We start from the raw sequence: 15,679 nt of genomic DNA, 5'->3' as shown, positions 1-15,679 counted from the left end.
AATTAAAAATTTAAAAAAATCTAGATAAACAAGAGAAGAATGAGCCGGAAAACCATATCAATAATTAGTTACTTAACACTTGTAGGATGGGTAATTTCTTTTCTTGTTTATCATAATGGAGGAAGATCTTCATTTGCACAATATCATCTAAAACAGTCCTTTGGGTTGGGTGTTTTCAGTGCAGTATTAGGCAGCGCTTTTATTCCAATCTTTTCAATTAATCCTGTAATTTCAACATTCTTTACCATTTTAAGTTTTGGCGTATTGATTGTTTTAATAGTTGGGATTGTTAATGCTGTCAACCAAAAAAGAAAACCAATACCATTAATCGGATCAATGTTTGTTGATCGATTTAACTTTATTAAATACTAAATTTTCTATTCTTTTCTTGAAAGAATATAGTACAATGCTTTTATCAGATTATCTCGTTGTTTACAAAATATTTCCTTAAAATGTGTAGTGAATAAAAGTCTTATTATGAGGTTTTTATGTCTTATTGTGGAGGTGTTTAATTTTGAAGTGAAATACTTTTGTCTTTGTTTATCAAGGTTATATAAATCAAAAAAGAAAAACAAATACGAAACCTAAAATGAAATTTTGATGAGCTGTAATCAGCTCAGTTTAGGGAGTATTAATTGTAAAGAAATTGACGATGGAAAAGATACAAGTTTTAGTAAGGGACGATAAAGGATTGTTTTTAAAAATGTTTAAAAATAATTTTGCGGATGAATTTAAATTTACGCAAGATTCATTTTTGAATAGTAAAAAACAGAAATCTCAAGGTTTAAACAGATCAATATTTGTAGTTTACAGCCATCAAGAATTGGTTGAATTTTTGAAGCTGGAAAAGAAAGGAACAATTGCTTTAGTTTGTTTATTTGATAAATTATTGTATAGCAATGTAGCTGGTCTAGAAGAGATTAATGATTTGGTAGCGCTAAGTGGTTACCAAACAAAAAGGGGAATTGTTAATGACTTGAAGGTATATTTTAAAAATGCTGCCCAACCAAAAAATGATACTATTCAAACAGAAGTTTTGAACGCAGAAACAACAGAAATTCAGCCAAATGACTTATATAAAACAGTATTATATTTTGTATAAATAATCCAGTATGTAAAAGTATTTTAATATATAATACTGATAGATTTTGGCTTCTGAAAGGAGGCTTTTACTAGAGCAAAATGCACAAAGTATATCTATGTAAGAAAAAAAAATAAAAGGAGCTTCAATATTTTTGAAGCTCCTTTTTTGTAAAAACTATCGTCTTATTTAAGAGGAATATTAATTGTACTTCCGTCTTTAATCAGTTTGGTAAATACTATTTTTTTTCCATTAGAGAGGGTTACTTTCAATTCTTTATTCACTCTTTCAACAGTAATATCAAAATCTTTTTCAAAAGCATGTATTTGACGCAGTTTCATAACAGGCCAAGGTTTTGGAAGCCTCGGTGTAAAATCAAAACTGCTTAAACCAGTAGGACGAATGCCAAATAATCCCTCTGTAAAAATTCTACAGTATAAACCGCTTTCGGCAGAAAGATGTCTCTGATCTCCTTCAGGATAAGCTTCTACAGGATACGGAACATGATCTCCTAACAAACGACGGTTCGAATAATAATGTAAAAAATCCAGTGCTTTATCCGTTTCTCCCGCTGCCAATACACCTCTTAAAGCATATAAAGTCGAGCGGTCCCAAAATATTTTATCACCGGCAATACTGGCAAGACCGTCTTTTGTCCATAATCTTGGAGAAAACAAAGCATCTATAGTTCCCACTTTTCGATCATAAATTCCCATTGTCAGCGGAGTACAAATCCAGGCTCTTAAAACATCATTTTCTTTGTAATACTTATAAGTTTCAAAACCTTCTACCTTAGCTCCAAAATACTTTTCAATAGCTATTTTTAATTTTTCAGCCTCAGTTTTATAATTTTTCAGCTGCGTTTTGTCTTTGCCTAAAGCTTCGCCTAAATATACAGCAGAGTTAAGAGCATCATAATACAAAGAAGAAGTATTAAGATTAGCTTTTCCAGCAGGAAGACGTCCTTCGAGTTCATCAGAATCAGAAGTTACAACACCATCAGAATTTAGTTTTCTATGACAATACTCTAAACACCACTCAATCAATGGCCATAATTGTTTAGCTTCATTTGCATTTCCTTTAGAAAGTGCATAACGTGCTGCTCCGTAGGCTATCATTGCGCCATCGCCTCGATCACCGGCACCATCCCAGATATCAGTTCCTTCGGCGACAATCGAACTTGGAATAGGTTTATATTCTTGGTTCATGAATTTAGCAAATTGCAAATAAGCATTTAACGATGCTTGATTGCCATATTCATATCCTAAAAACGGAAAGAAAGGACCAATATATTCTGCCTGATCGTTTGCCCAGATAGCGGCATAATACGATTCTCCTCCAGGACCATGCATAGGTCCGCCTTTAGTTTCAAAAATACTTTCAGAAGCTCTGATTTTGGCAAAAGCAAATTCTGTATTCAAAACTTCATCAGGTGTTTCTATAATGAGTTTATCCCAAATTTCCTGGATTAATTTTAAGCGTTTATCTTTTTCTTCTTCAATGTTTACAACTGGAACTTGTTCGTTTGTTTTACCTGCCGAATAGAAAACAGAAAAACGAATTGTTTCATTTGTCTGCAGATTAAAATTTCCGTGATTAAAAAGATCTACATGCAAATTATAACTTCCTTCAGTTCCTTTTGCGGGATCTGATGTGTAAATGGCATTTGATTTTGGAATCTCTATAACACAAGTTTTATTAGAAATATTCTTAATGGTATAAATTTCACAATATCCAGATAAGGTTGTTGACGGGAAAAATTGTCTCGTTAATTCGAGAGTATTACCCGATTTACTTTTAACTAATAATGTTCCGTTCAGCGTTAATGAAGTGACTTTTTCTGAAGCAATAGGTTTGTAATTCACCGTCACCAAATCAAAAGCATCTTGCGCAAGCTGACGCGTAAAACTGGCATGGGTATTATTTGGGATGGTTCTCAGCATTGGCCAAACCAAACTGCGGGTCGCCTGAAACGTTCCGTCTGCAGCAACACCATATCGTAATACGCAGGAGATTTTTTTACCACTCATTTCGATATGATCTTTATGCGGAATATTGTTGTTTATCTGCCAAGAAATAGCCCCGTCTTTGTCAATCTGCCAGCGGCGCTCTTCTTGTGAAAAGAGCTTACTGGTAAAAAAACAAAGTGCGGCTGCGACAAATAAAAAATGTTTTCGGGTTTTGGTAAATAATCTCTTCATTACAATTGTTTTTTAATTTCTATAAGGGGCAAAAAGCCATTTTTCAGGCTGCTTATTCTGTTGGATAATTACCGCCAAAAGTTTTATCTATCGTGTTAGTAGTACTTGTATGTGTTGTCGTTTTGATAAATATTGCTTTTGCTAAGTTATTATTTAAAAGATGCACTTAGTTGTTGTCCTGAATTTACGGAGACATCAACAAAAGAGCATACATTTCCCATAACATCTTTATCATGTTTGGCGGTAATTTTTTTATTATTTACAAACAGCGTATCATAATTTCCAGAGAACATTGCCCGCCATTGTATCGTAATATTTCCTTTGTTCTGAACTGTTGTTTTTTGATTTTCGTGTTTTACAAACAATACAGTGTTTAAAACAGATAAATTATCTACTTGAGATGCAATTCCATTTTTTATACGATGTAAAGTAGTTACTCTTTTGTTTAAAGCATCTGGCTCAATTCCCATATAGCCATGTATAACGCCTTCAATTACGCCGTATGAAACTTCAGGATATTCTCTTCTTTTTGTTTCAGGATCAGTCAAGTGTAAAATATATTGATAAGCTTTATCCTCAAAACCATATTTATATAATAAAAAGGGGAGATAAGATAAACTCTCGACATTTGTTTTTTGCGAAACAATATGCTCGATTGTTTTTTTAATTCGGGTTTTGTCATTTAAGGCATCAAACCATAGTAAAAAGAGTTCACCTCCGTCTTTGCTGAATTTCCCGTCAGCAGTATAAATAACATTGTAAGTTGAAGTTAAATCATCCCACCAAATTTGTTCTATTTGCTGTTGGTACTTTGCAGCTTTTTTCTCGAAGAATTCTGCTTTTTGAAAATCTCCCTTTTGTCTTAAAACAGCAGCGTAAGTTGACAATCCGCGGTAAATTGCTGCCACCAAATCAACTCCCATTTTTAACCCTGGAATTCCTTCAGAATAAGAAGCAAGTCCTCGGCATCTTTGGAAATCGTCTTCTATATTAAATGAAACACCAGCATTTGGAAATTCAGGTCTGGATAATAATGAGTCTGAATCTAATACCCAGCGTTCAATATAGTTCGTTGCCGATTTTTCGAAAAAGTTTTCAAATTCTGGATTTTTGATATAAGCTTCATCACCAGTCCATAGATACAAGCGCCAGCACGCAAAAATGACATCAAAATTGCTGTTTAGATTGTACCAGAACTCTTTATCATTTCTATAATCCTCAGGCGCAGGTTTTCCGTATTTGTTGATTTCCCAATACGAACACCAGTCTTTATTTTCAGAAATGTTTTGTGCAAATAAAGAAAGCATATTTTTATTTTCTTTATTTAATCCTAGTATTTCAGCACCAATACTTTGATGTGATACATCTCGCATACAAAAAGCAGATCGTGCAGGAAGTGCAGCTTCATACCAAGGACCTGCAGGATCGTTTGAATTTCCTTTATAACTTAAAGCCATTTTTTTTGCACGTTCAAAAGCCAGTTCAATTGCTGGATCTGTAGATTTGAAAGTTGCAGTATTTTGACCAAATCCATTAAAAAAGAAAAAGCAATTTAGAGCAGTAATTATAAGTACATTTTTCATTTGGCTGTTTTCTGTTTGGATTACTTTTAGAATAAAATAACATGGTAGAATTGAAATTTAAAAGCAAACCCACACAACAAATAAAGTGGGTTTGCAGTTTCTCAGTTTTAAATAAACGATACTTTGGGGGAGTATCGATTTTTAATTATAACCCGGATTTTGAGCCAAACTTGTTCTATTAGTTTCATCTCTTGGAATAGGTAATAAATAATGCTGAGGTTTGAAAATTCTCTCTTGAACTTTTGTGTACGTATATGTTTTTGAACCGTCGCTGTTTTTCGTAATAACAACTCCCATCAAAGGCTTGTTTTCGGTGTCTTCGGCAATTTTCCAGCGGCGAACATCGTAGTAGCGGAATCCTTCCAAACATAACTCGACTTGTCTTTCATTGCGAATTTTCTTTTCTAAAGAAGTACCAGTTAAACCTGCTAGCGGAATTGTTATTCCTGCACGTTTTCTTATCACATTTAGATATTGAATCGCTGTGCCTTCATTACCAAGTTTAAATTGTGCTTCGGCATAGTTAAGGTAAATTTCGCCTAAACGAGAAATAATCCAAGCTTTGTTCGTTTGTGTTTCACTATTATAATTGTAGGTTGTATCACAATATTTGCGGAAGGTATAACGTGTTTTACTGGCATTCCAAGTATCCCATCCTTGAGGAGAATCTAATCCGCCTTCGTAAAATTCAGCTTTATTTGAACTTCCAACATCATAGCGATCTTTAAAAAATTCTGGTTTTCCATAAGCACGTCCATCGTACACAATGTTTTTATAAAAACGCGGATCTCTGTTTACATATGGTTTTTGAGGATTATAACCAGATGTTGGATCAGAAATGTCTTTTCCGTCAGCAGTTCCATAAGCATCGATATGACTTTGACTTGGCGCAAAATTTGCCCAGCCGTGAAAACCACTTGGAGAATTAAACATTTCTACACCGTTAAAAGCGCTCCATTGTGGATCTTTACTAGACAAACGAGAACAGATAATTTCAGAATTATCGGTTGTAAAAAGATCTTCGTACTTTTTATCATAAAGCTGATAAAGATTTAAATCCATAACCGCTTTTGCGGCGTCAGATGCTTTTTTCCATTTGTTTAAATCATTAGAAGTATTCCATTGCGGACTTGCTGCATAAAGTAACGTTCTTGATTTGATGGCTAGTGCGGCACCTTTTGTGATTTTTCCTAGACTAGTAGCAGTTAAAGGCAGTAACTCAGCAGATTTGTCTAACTCTGTTACAATAAAATCAACACATTGATCATAGCTGCTGCGATCAACTTTAAAATTACTATTCAGATCAAAAGGAACCGTAATAAGCGGAACTCCTCCATAATCGCTTATTAATTTAAAATAAGAATAAGCTCTTAAAAAAATTACTTCACCTTTTAATCTGTTGCGAGTGGCATCGTCTCCCGGAACCTTATCAATTCGAGATAAAAAGATGTTGCAATTTTGAATTGTAGCATATGTTGGTTTCCAGATATCAAAATCATTTGCGTTATCAGGTGTAAGAGCTCCTGAATTTAAAGTCCAAATATCATAATCGTTAAAATTATTAAAAGCTTCGTCACAAGCAGTCGATAAAATCCAGCTTCTATTTGTTCTATTGTTCCAATTGTGCTGTGTACTAGGTAAAACAGTATATAGATTGTTTGCAAAAGCTTCAGCAAGTTTCAAATCATTCCAAACCGTTGCATCGGTATAAGAGTCTAACGGAACTTTGTCTAACGGATCTTCACTGCAAGAAGTGAAAGAGGTAATTATCATAAGAAAAGAAGTAAGGATAAATACCTTCTTTTTCATATCTATTAGTTTATTGATTTTATAATTTTTCATGTCTAAATATTTTTTTGGTTGCAGCATTATAGTTCGATACTTACGCCCACTCTGTAGATGCGGGTTTGAGGGTAATTAACTCCCGTAGTATTATTAGTTTCAGGATCTCTGTTGTATTTTTTCATATTATCAATAGAAAATATATTAGTTCCTCCTGCATAAAATCTCATATTCAAAACTCCAAATCTAGAAAGTGCTTTTTCTGGTAATACATAAGATATTTCTAATGATTTTAATCTAAAGAAAGAAGCATCTCTTAACCAGAAATCAGCTGGAATATTATTTCTATTATCTGAATCATTGAAAGCTGCAGGATATTTAGAATTAGGATTATCTGCTGTAAATCTGTCATTGTATAACCATGTTGGCGGTGCTACAATTGCTCCTTGACCTTGCGGAAGAATCATTTGTTTAGCCTGTGACTGCCCTGTCCAAAGTAAGTCGATTGAAAAACCTTTGTATTCTGCTCTCATCGGAATACCGTAAGCAATTTTTGGCGTAGCTGATTCTGGAATTCTAACTTTATCATTAGATGTTATGCTGCCGTCGCCATCTGTATCTTTTACCCAAATATCTCCAGGTTTAGCACCTTCAAAATGAGCCGAATTGTCAACATCTGCTTGTGTGCGGTAAATACCGTTTGTTTGATAAACTAACCAAGAATCGATTGCTTTTCCAGTTGATTTTTGCCATTCAGGAATGTTTGAAGCTTCGTCACGAAATAATACCTCACTCTGTGCATAAGTAAGATTAAAACCTACATTGTATTTAAAGTTATGACTGTTATCACCATAATTTATCGACCAGTCAACACCTCTGTTAACCGTTTCTCCAATATTTTCTTTAGGAAGTGCTAATCCTGTGAATAAAGGAACCGATGCGTTTCTTGCTGCTAAAATATCAGATCTTTTGTTGCTGAAATAATCAAAAGTTGCCGTCAATTTGTTGTTTAAGAAAGCAAAATCAAAACCAATATTTGTTGAGTTCTGAATCTCCCACGTAATATTAGGATTTGGTGTAGACGAAAGATATATACTATTGTTTAAGGTATAATCTGAACCAAAATAAGTGTAATTCTGTTGATTTGTAGTTAACTGATATCTTGTCAAGAAAAGATATTGGTTTGGATAAAATACACCATTAATCCATTCGCTCAAGTCATCATTACCCATTTTTCCCCAAGAAGCTCTTATTTTAAGCTGATCGATTGCTTTTATGTTGTTTTTGAAAAAAGGTTCTTCAGATATTTTCCAACCTGCAGATACTGCAGGAAACATTCCCCAGCGTGTTGAAGACGGGAAATTAAATGATCCATTGTAACGTGCAGAAAATTCAGCAAAATATTTATTGTCATAGTTATAAGCAACACGCCCTAAATAACTTTCCCTTCCGTCTTGATAAGCGCCGCCTGTTGCATTTTGCCCTTTGGTGCTTCCAGTAAAAATTTGATCTAATTGATCACTCAATAAGTCTCTTCTATAAGCAGAAGTTTCCGTTTTGTCAGTTGTATTCTGCTCATATCCAACAAAAGCATTAAAACCATGTTTGTTGAATTTGCGATCGTATGCTAATTTTATGAAATAAGTATTTTGATTTGTAATTTGTTCATTCTGATAAACACTTGTAATACTCGTGCTGTTTTTTACATTGTTGTAACTATCATTTGTTTTATCGTACGAGTAAGCATCCCACGGTTTAGTGAATTTTTTTTGGCTTCTAACATTGTAATCAAATGCAGCATAACCATTTAAGGAAAGACCTTCAGTAATTTTAGGTAATTTTAAATCAAATCCTATTTTTGGGTTTACAATTAAGTTTAAAACCTTATCGTAACCGGCAGCTGGAGAAGACATTAAAATTGGGTTTCTTCCATTTGCAATTCCCGAAGTAGGATAACCATTTTTCCAGTATGCCGGAATGAACGGATACATGCTGACAGTTTCGTGCATAATGCTTGACATACTTACCGCAGGATAATTTCTGTCTTCTTTTCGAGTAGCAATATCAAGGTTAACTTTCAGGTTTGAAGATATATTGACATCAATATTAGATCTCAAATTAAACTGTCTGTATCTTTCGTCACTTTCTCTAAGATTACTTTCTTGGTTTAGATATTGCCCAGAAAAGAAATACTTCACTTGATCGTTACCTCCATTTACAGAAAGAGAAACGTTTGATTGAGGAGCATCTTTTCGATACGTTTGTCGTAACCAGTCTGTACTGGTATGATTAGGATCATTGCCCGCTTTGTATTTATCGATATCAGACTGCGTATAAGGAAGTGTTGTACCTTTGTTAGCATTAAGTTCATTGTAATACGTCATATACTGCCACGAGTTAACCCTTTCATCTATTCTCGTTAACTGCTGAATGCCATACGATCCGTCAACTTTTATAGTTGGAGCGCCAACTTTACCTCTTTTTGTAGTAACCAAAATTACCCCGTTTGCAGATCGAACACCGTAGATTGCTGCCGAAGCATCTTTTAAAACAGTAACTGATTCTATATCATCAGGATTTATCCTATTTAGATCACGATCAGGAATACCATCTACGACTATCAACGGACTTGTACCGCCTCCAAATGAGTTGAATCCTCTAATTAATAAAGTCGAGCTGTCATCGCCAGGTCTTCCAGAACGATTGTTTGCAATAACACCAGACATACGACCGGCAATTCCATTTGAAACGTTTGCCGATGCATTTTGTGTTAATACAGCTCCTTTGATTGATGAAATAGCGCCAGTTGTTGATCCTTTTTTCTGAGTACCATATCCAACAACAACGACTTCATTTAGAGTTTGATTTTGTTCTTCTAGTTGAATATTCGCGGCATTTGCAGCACTGACTTCTTTAGTTACAAAGCCTGTAAATGAAACGACAAGAATACTGTTTGAGTCAGGAACTTCAATCGTAAAATTTCCGTCGAAGTCTGTAGTGACTCCAATTTTTGTTCCTTTTAGAATAACGTTAACACCTGGAAGCGGTTCTCCCTTTGTTCCAGTTACTTTTCCTTTTATAGTTTTTTGTTCTGCAGCTAAAAAAGAGATTTTTGTCATTTCAGAAATCGGCAGAATAGATTCTGTGCTGCTATTTCCTTTTATTGAAGTACTGTTTAACTTCGAAAAAAATGAAGCGTTCTTTGATTCTGTTGCTGCCGAAACTTGTAAAGTCATCGCGATCAGCAATCCAGATGTTAGTTTGGCAGTCTTCCAAAACTCAGAAGAAAGCCAATCGTTTGTTGGTTTGTCTTTGATTAAAAATTTCATTTGTAAAAACGGTTTTTGGTTAGTAATGTACTCTCTGGTTCTAGTTCATAATATCCTTCGTTTTCATTTTAAGAAAACAAACAGAAATGCATAGAGTAGTGCAGATTGTTTACAGAAAGAGATAAAATTGAAAATCAAAATTATAAAGGTTTCTGTATTTTTTCATACCAGTACCTACCAGTTTGTTTGCGATATGTTTAAAATATTATCATAATTTAGTGTAATATGAAAAAAAAGTGGATAATATATGAATATAAGTCATAAAACAGGAAAGGAGCTAGAATGACGGAATTTGCTGATTATTTTTATAGGTGAAAATATTTCACAGCTAATCTAAAAGCGGAAACACTAATTTTTGTCTCTTTAGAATGGAGTAAAAAACAGCAGCTCGTTTTTTGAAAAAATGGATAATATAGTATCAAAAAAAAAATTTGCTAAGTTTTACGATTGTTTCCAATTTTTCTAATTTTTGAACCATACCAGTATCAAAAAGTTAAATTGGTGTAAGAATAAGCTTGTTTTAAATTGTGTCAGTTCACTTTAAAATTTGTTTTTTTAGACTTAAAACGGTTGAAACTTATGCATTATCAGTTTGTTAACCTCTATTTGTTTTTCTGTTATTTAAAACGAGTAAAAAAAACTCAATTTACTGGTAGGTTTTTTTTCTGGCTTCTTACATCTTGAGTGAGATCGTTCAAACTGCTTTTTTAAAATCCTTATTATCGATCGAGTTTTCAGTAAAATGATGATTTTTTAGCATTCTTAAATTATTTCAAACCAAGATTATTTTTCAGAGTGCAGCATTTATTAAAAAGAAACTGGTAGGTACTAGTATGTTTGTGAATGTGATTGTAATATTTTTGAATTTCATTTTTCACAAATAAATAATAGAAACAGAAAAAACAATATAGTTTATTGTGAATTATATAATGCAAGAACTCAAGTTAATACCTGTTGATTCAATTATAAAATAGGATGCAGTTGTTGCTTAGATTACACTTTACAAGCATAAAACCAAAATGAGATTTCAATTCTTATAATAATAACTACTTATAACTACCAACTACCTTTTATGAAAAAAATAATCTTTTTATTAGTGCTTACTGCTTTAGTTTATAAAGCTGGCGCACAAGAGAAACAAATACAGATTGAAACACAAAATTCGGCTTTGATTTTAAAAGCAGGAAAAAATGGCTTACTGTATCAAACTTACTTAGGAGCAAAGCTTAACGGAAATTCTGGATATGATGCACTTTCAAAAGAAAACACAAAATCATTTGTAATAAATGACGGAAATCCATTGAATAATTTGAGGCATTTGGCGTACCCAACTTATGGAACTGATAATTTGTTCGAATCTGCTATACGCGTAACTCATAACGACGGAAATGCATCTTTAGAGTTAACTTATGTGAGCCATCGTGTCGATAAAATAGATGACAATACAACAGAAACCATTATAAAATTAAAAGATCAAGTATATCCAGTAGAAGTGACGCTGCATTATAAGGCTTTTTATAATGAGAATATTGTTGAACAATGGACGGAAATTGTGCATCACGAAAAGAAACCAATAATGTTATACAATTATGCCTCTTCAATGCTTCATTTTGATGCTGATCGTTATTGGTTAACTCAATTTCACGGTGACTGGGCCAAAGAGGCACGAATGCTGGAAACGGAATTAACTAGCGGCACAAAAGTTATCGATTCAAAATTGGGAGTTCGCACTAATATGTATCAAACACCTGTTTTTTTCTTGTCTCTTAATTCGAAAGCAGAAGAAAACTCAGGAGAAATTGTGGCAGGAACGATTGCTTGGTCTGGGAATTTTAAACTTGCTTTTGAATTAGATAATAAAAACTCACTTAGAATAAGTTCAGGAATTAATCCGTTTGCGTCAGAATACAGTCTTGAACCAGGAAAAGTATTTACAACTCCGTCATTTATCTATACTTTTTCGAATAAAGGTAAAGGACAAGCGAGTCGAAACCTGCACAAATGGGCAGGGAAATATGGTATAAAAGATGGTGAAAAACCTCGATTGACTTTATTGAACAATTGGGAAACAACCTTTTTTAATTTTGATGAAAAAAAATTAACAGATATGTTTGCTGATACCAAAACGCTTGGTGTCGATATGTTTTTATTGGATGATGGCTGGTTTGGAAATAAATATCCGCGAAGCGGCGATAAATCAGGGTTAGGAGACTGGCAGGCTACTAAAACTAAATTGCCAAATGGTATTGGTTTCTTAATTCAAGAAGCAGAGAAAACAGGAGTAAAGTTTGGTATTTGGATTGAACCCGAAATGGTTAATCCTAAAAGTGAATTATACGAGAAGCATCCGGATTGGGTTTTAAAGCTTCCAAATAGACCCGAAAGTTATTATCGCAGTCAGCTGGTTTTAGATCTAAGCAACCCGAAAGTACAGGATTTTGTTTTTAAAACAGTAGACGATGTTATGCAGACAAATTCTGGTGTAGCATTTTTTAAATGGGATTGCAATCGAATGATGACCAATGCATATTCTGCGTATTTAAAAAATCAGCAGTCACATTTGTTTATTGAATATACCAATGGACTTTATAAAGTTTTAGACAGGATTAAAACAAAATATCCAAATCTGCCAATGATGCTTTGCGCTGGCGGCGGAGGAAGAACAGATTATGCGCTTCTGAAATATTTTACTGAGTTTTGGGCAAGTGATAATACAGATCCATTTAATAGAGTATTTATTCAATGGGGTTATTCGCAGTTTTTTCCAGCCTTTTCAATTTGTAATCACGTAACATCGTGGGGAAATCAGTCGATCAAATTTAAAACCGATGTAGCTATGATGGGCAAGTTAGGTTTTGATATTAATGTAAAAGAACTGAAACCAAATGAATTGAAATACTGTCAAGATGCAGTTGCAAATTATAAGCGATTGAGTCCTGTAATCTGGCATGGTGACATGTACCGAATTGTATCGCCGTATGATGAAAGCCGTGCAGTTTTAATGTATGTTGATAATGCAAAAAGTAAAGCAGTTTTGTTTTCTTATACCTTGTATCCGCTTTACGATCCCCAGTATAATTTAGTTCGTCTTCAAGGATTAGATCCAAACAAAAGTTATAAAGTTGAGGAAATTAATTTAATGCCGGAAGCAAAGAAAACTCTTGAAGAATCAGGAGAATCGTATACTGGAGATTATTTAATGAATGTAGGATTAAGAGTTTCTTCATCAAAAGTAGAAACGAGTGTAGTTCTAGAGATTACTCAAATATAAACGCAATAAAGTATAAGTTATTGATAATTATAAAAAGATTAAAAAGCAGCTCCGTAAAGAGCTGCTTTTTTGTTTGGCAATCATTACGATCTAATGTTTTATAAATAGATTTAAGTGAAACAAACCGATTTTTCTGGTAGGTATTTTTTGTTTTTCATGCTTAAAACACTGTATTTTGTTTTATAAATTTTTTCATAAGATAATTATGGATTTGTGGATTAAAAATTTAGAGCTGAAGTTTTTAAGTAAAAAAATAAAATTTTGAAATATGAATAAAATAAAAGCATTAATCATTTTATGTTTTGCAAGCTGTTCCCTCTTTGCGCAGAAAAAGCCCAACATCATTTATATTTTAGTTGACGATATGGGCTATGGTGATATAGGTGTATTTTTTCAAAATCAGCGAATGAAAAGCAATGATCCGTCAAAACCGTATCAAATTACTCCTTATTTAGATCAGATGGCCGCTTCTGGTGCCATATTTACACAACAATATTGTAATGCTCCAGTTTGCGCACCTTCTAGAAGTTCTTTGCTGACAGGTGTAAATCAAGGAAATGCTCAAATTAGAGACAATCAATTCGACAAAGCATTAGAAGACAATCATACGCTGGCAACAGTTTTAAAACAAGCCGGCTACCAAACTATGGCTATAGGAAAATGGGGATTACAAGGAGTTGAAGAAACGGGACCAAATTGGCCTGCACATCCTTTAAAACGTGGTTTCGATTCGTATTTTGGTTATATGAGACACGTTGACGGACATGAACATTATCCAGTTGAGGGTTTGTATCGTGGCAAAAGAGAAGTTTATGACGACTATAATAATGTGGCCGAAGGTTTAGCAAAATGTTATACAACTGATTTATGGACGGCAGTGGCAAAAAAAAGAATCATAGAGCATACGAAAAGTAAGGATGCTTCGAAACCTTTTTTTATGTATTTAGCGTATGATGCTCCTCATGCAGTTTTAGAGCTGCCTACACAAGAATATCCAAGCGGAAAAGGATTAAATGGAGGTTTGCAATGGACAGGAAAATCGGGACATATGATTAACACAGCTTCTGGTATTCCTGATTCTTATACGCACAGTGATTATGCAAATGCGGTTTATGATGATGATAATAATGCAGTGACAAAAGAGGTGCCGTGGCCGGATACTTTTAAAAGATATGCAACTGCCAATCGCCGAATTGATGATGGAGTGGGCGATATACTTCAATTATTAAAAGATTTAAAAATAGACGAAAATACACTGGTAGTTTTTACATCAGATAATGGTGCATCTATTGAGTCTTATTTGCCATCACAATTTGTTGGATTCGTACCAACATTTTTCTCTAGTAATGGTCCTTTTGATGGTATTAAAAGAGATTGTTGGGAAGGTGGTGTTCGTATGCCTGTTTTGGCAAATTGGCCTAAACATATTCAAGCAGGAAAAGTGGTTACAACTCCGTCAATGTTATCAGATTGGATGGCTACGTTTGCGCAGGCAGCCGGAGTTATTCCTCCTGCTAGAACCGATGGTGTTTCGCTGCTGCCTTCATTAACTGGAAAAGGAAAACAGGAGCAGAGTTTAATATATGTAGAATACTTTGAAAATGGTAAAACACCGGATTTTAAAAATGATAATTCGACACACAAAAACCGAAAACGCGGACAAATGCAAATGATACGAATGGGGAATTTCTCAGGAGTTCGTTATGATATTAAATCAGCCGAAGATAATTTTGAAATTTACGATGTTGTAAATGATCCAAAAGAGACAAATAATTTAGCAGTTAAACCTGAATTCGAAAATATGCAATTGCAAATGAAGGCTTCCGTTTTACAAACGCGTCATGCAGATGCAGAAGCACCTCGTCCTTATGATGATGCTTTAATTCCTGCCGCTAAAATTTCGGGAAAACTTTTATCTGGATTCAAACAAGAATTTTTTTCAGGGGATTTTCCTTGGGTAGTTTCAGACAAAGGACTAAAAGCACAATCCAGCCAAATAAGTACTTCTTTAAATGGCAAAGCAGAAACAACTAAAACCGGAATGATCCTTTACAAAGGATATATAAAAGTTCCTGCCGACGGAAAATACAGTTTTTCATTAAAAACATCTGGAAAAGCTTATATGCGTTTACATAATGCAAGTTTGTTTGATGCTGATTTTGGTTATCAATCGAATAAAGAGCTGATTCAGGAGGTAAATCTAAAAGAAGGTTATCATCCTGTTTCAATTTATGTGCTGAAACAAAGTAATACTAATGAGACTATAAGTATAAAATGGAAAGGAAAAGAAGCAAGTGACTGGAAAGTTTTGGGAGATAAAGAGTCATTCTATTCAGCAAAGTAACAAACTCTTTAATGGATTGCATCTATATTAAATACAAAAAAGTTTATGCCTAAAGCATAAACTTTTTTGTATTGGTTTTAAAAACAAT

8 protein-coding genes are annotated in these 15,679 nt (G+C 33.9%); 4 read left to right on the top strand and 4 right to left on the bottom strand.

Going from position 1 to position 15,679, the window contains the following annotated elements:
* Window positions 1–39: 39 nt before the first annotated feature.
* Both NLG42_RS23135 and NLG42_RS23130 read left to right on the top strand, forming a co-directional pair.
* Window positions 40–372, top strand: a complete 333-nt coding sequence (locus NLG42_RS23135; RefSeq protein ID WP_089058681.1) for an import component protein — start codon at window positions 40–42, stop codon at window positions 370–372.
* A gap of 280 nt (window positions 373–652) precedes the next feature.
* Window positions 653–1,102, top strand: coding sequence for a hypothetical protein (locus tag NLG42_RS23130; protein ID WP_257682544.1), 450 nt, complete (start codon window positions 653–655; stop codon window positions 1,100–1,102).
* Between the two features lie 164 nt (window positions 1,103–1,266).
* Here the strand turns inward: NLG42_RS23130 and NLG42_RS23125 are convergent, their stop codons facing one another.
* The 4 genes from NLG42_RS23125 to NLG42_RS23110 form a co-directional block, all read right to left on the bottom strand.
* A complete protein-coding gene (locus NLG42_RS23125; protein WP_257682543.1) occupies window positions 1,267–3,282 on the bottom strand; it encodes a hypothetical protein in 2,016 nt (671 codons plus the stop codon).
* Between the two features lie 149 nt (window positions 3,283–3,431).
* Window positions 3,432–4,865 carry an alpha,alpha-trehalase gene (locus NLG42_RS23120; protein ID WP_257682542.1) on the bottom strand — a complete coding sequence of 478 codons (1,434 nt, stop codon included), beginning with the start codon at window positions 4,863–4,865 and terminating at the stop codon, window positions 3,432–3,434.
* A 141-nt stretch (window positions 4,866–5,006) separates the two neighbouring features.
* On the bottom strand, window positions 5,007–6,707 hold the full coding sequence (locus NLG42_RS23115; RefSeq protein WP_257682541.1) for a RagB/SusD family nutrient uptake outer membrane protein: 1,701 nt from the start codon (window positions 6,705–6,707) through the stop codon (window positions 5,007–5,009).
* A gap of 26 nt (window positions 6,708–6,733) precedes the next feature.
* Complete coding sequence (locus NLG42_RS23110) at window positions 6,734–9,976, bottom strand: SusC/RagA family TonB-linked outer membrane protein (protein WP_257682540.1); 3,243 nt, start codon at window positions 9,974–9,976, stop codon at window positions 6,734–6,736.
* 1,072 nt (window positions 9,977–11,048) lie between these two features.
* Between NLG42_RS23110 and NLG42_RS23105 the strand changes: the two genes are divergently transcribed.
* Both NLG42_RS23105 and NLG42_RS23100 read left to right on the top strand, forming a co-directional pair.
* On the top strand, window positions 11,049–13,247 hold the full coding sequence (locus tag NLG42_RS23105) for an alpha-galactosidase (protein WP_257682539.1): 2,199 nt from the start codon (window positions 11,049–11,051) through the stop codon (window positions 13,245–13,247).
* Between the two features lie 268 nt (window positions 13,248–13,515).
* A complete protein-coding gene (locus NLG42_RS23100) occupies window positions 13,516–15,591 on the top strand; it encodes an arylsulfatase (RefSeq protein WP_257682538.1) in 2,076 nt (691 codons plus the stop codon).
* Window positions 15,592–15,679 lie beyond the last annotated feature (88 nt).

It is taken from the genome of Flavobacterium plurextorum (assembly GCF_024638035.1).
Taxonomy (GTDB): Bacteria; Bacteroidota; Bacteroidia; order Flavobacteriales; family Flavobacteriaceae; genus Flavobacterium; species Flavobacterium plurextorum.
This window is presented reverse-complemented; position numbering and strand designations above follow the sequence as displayed.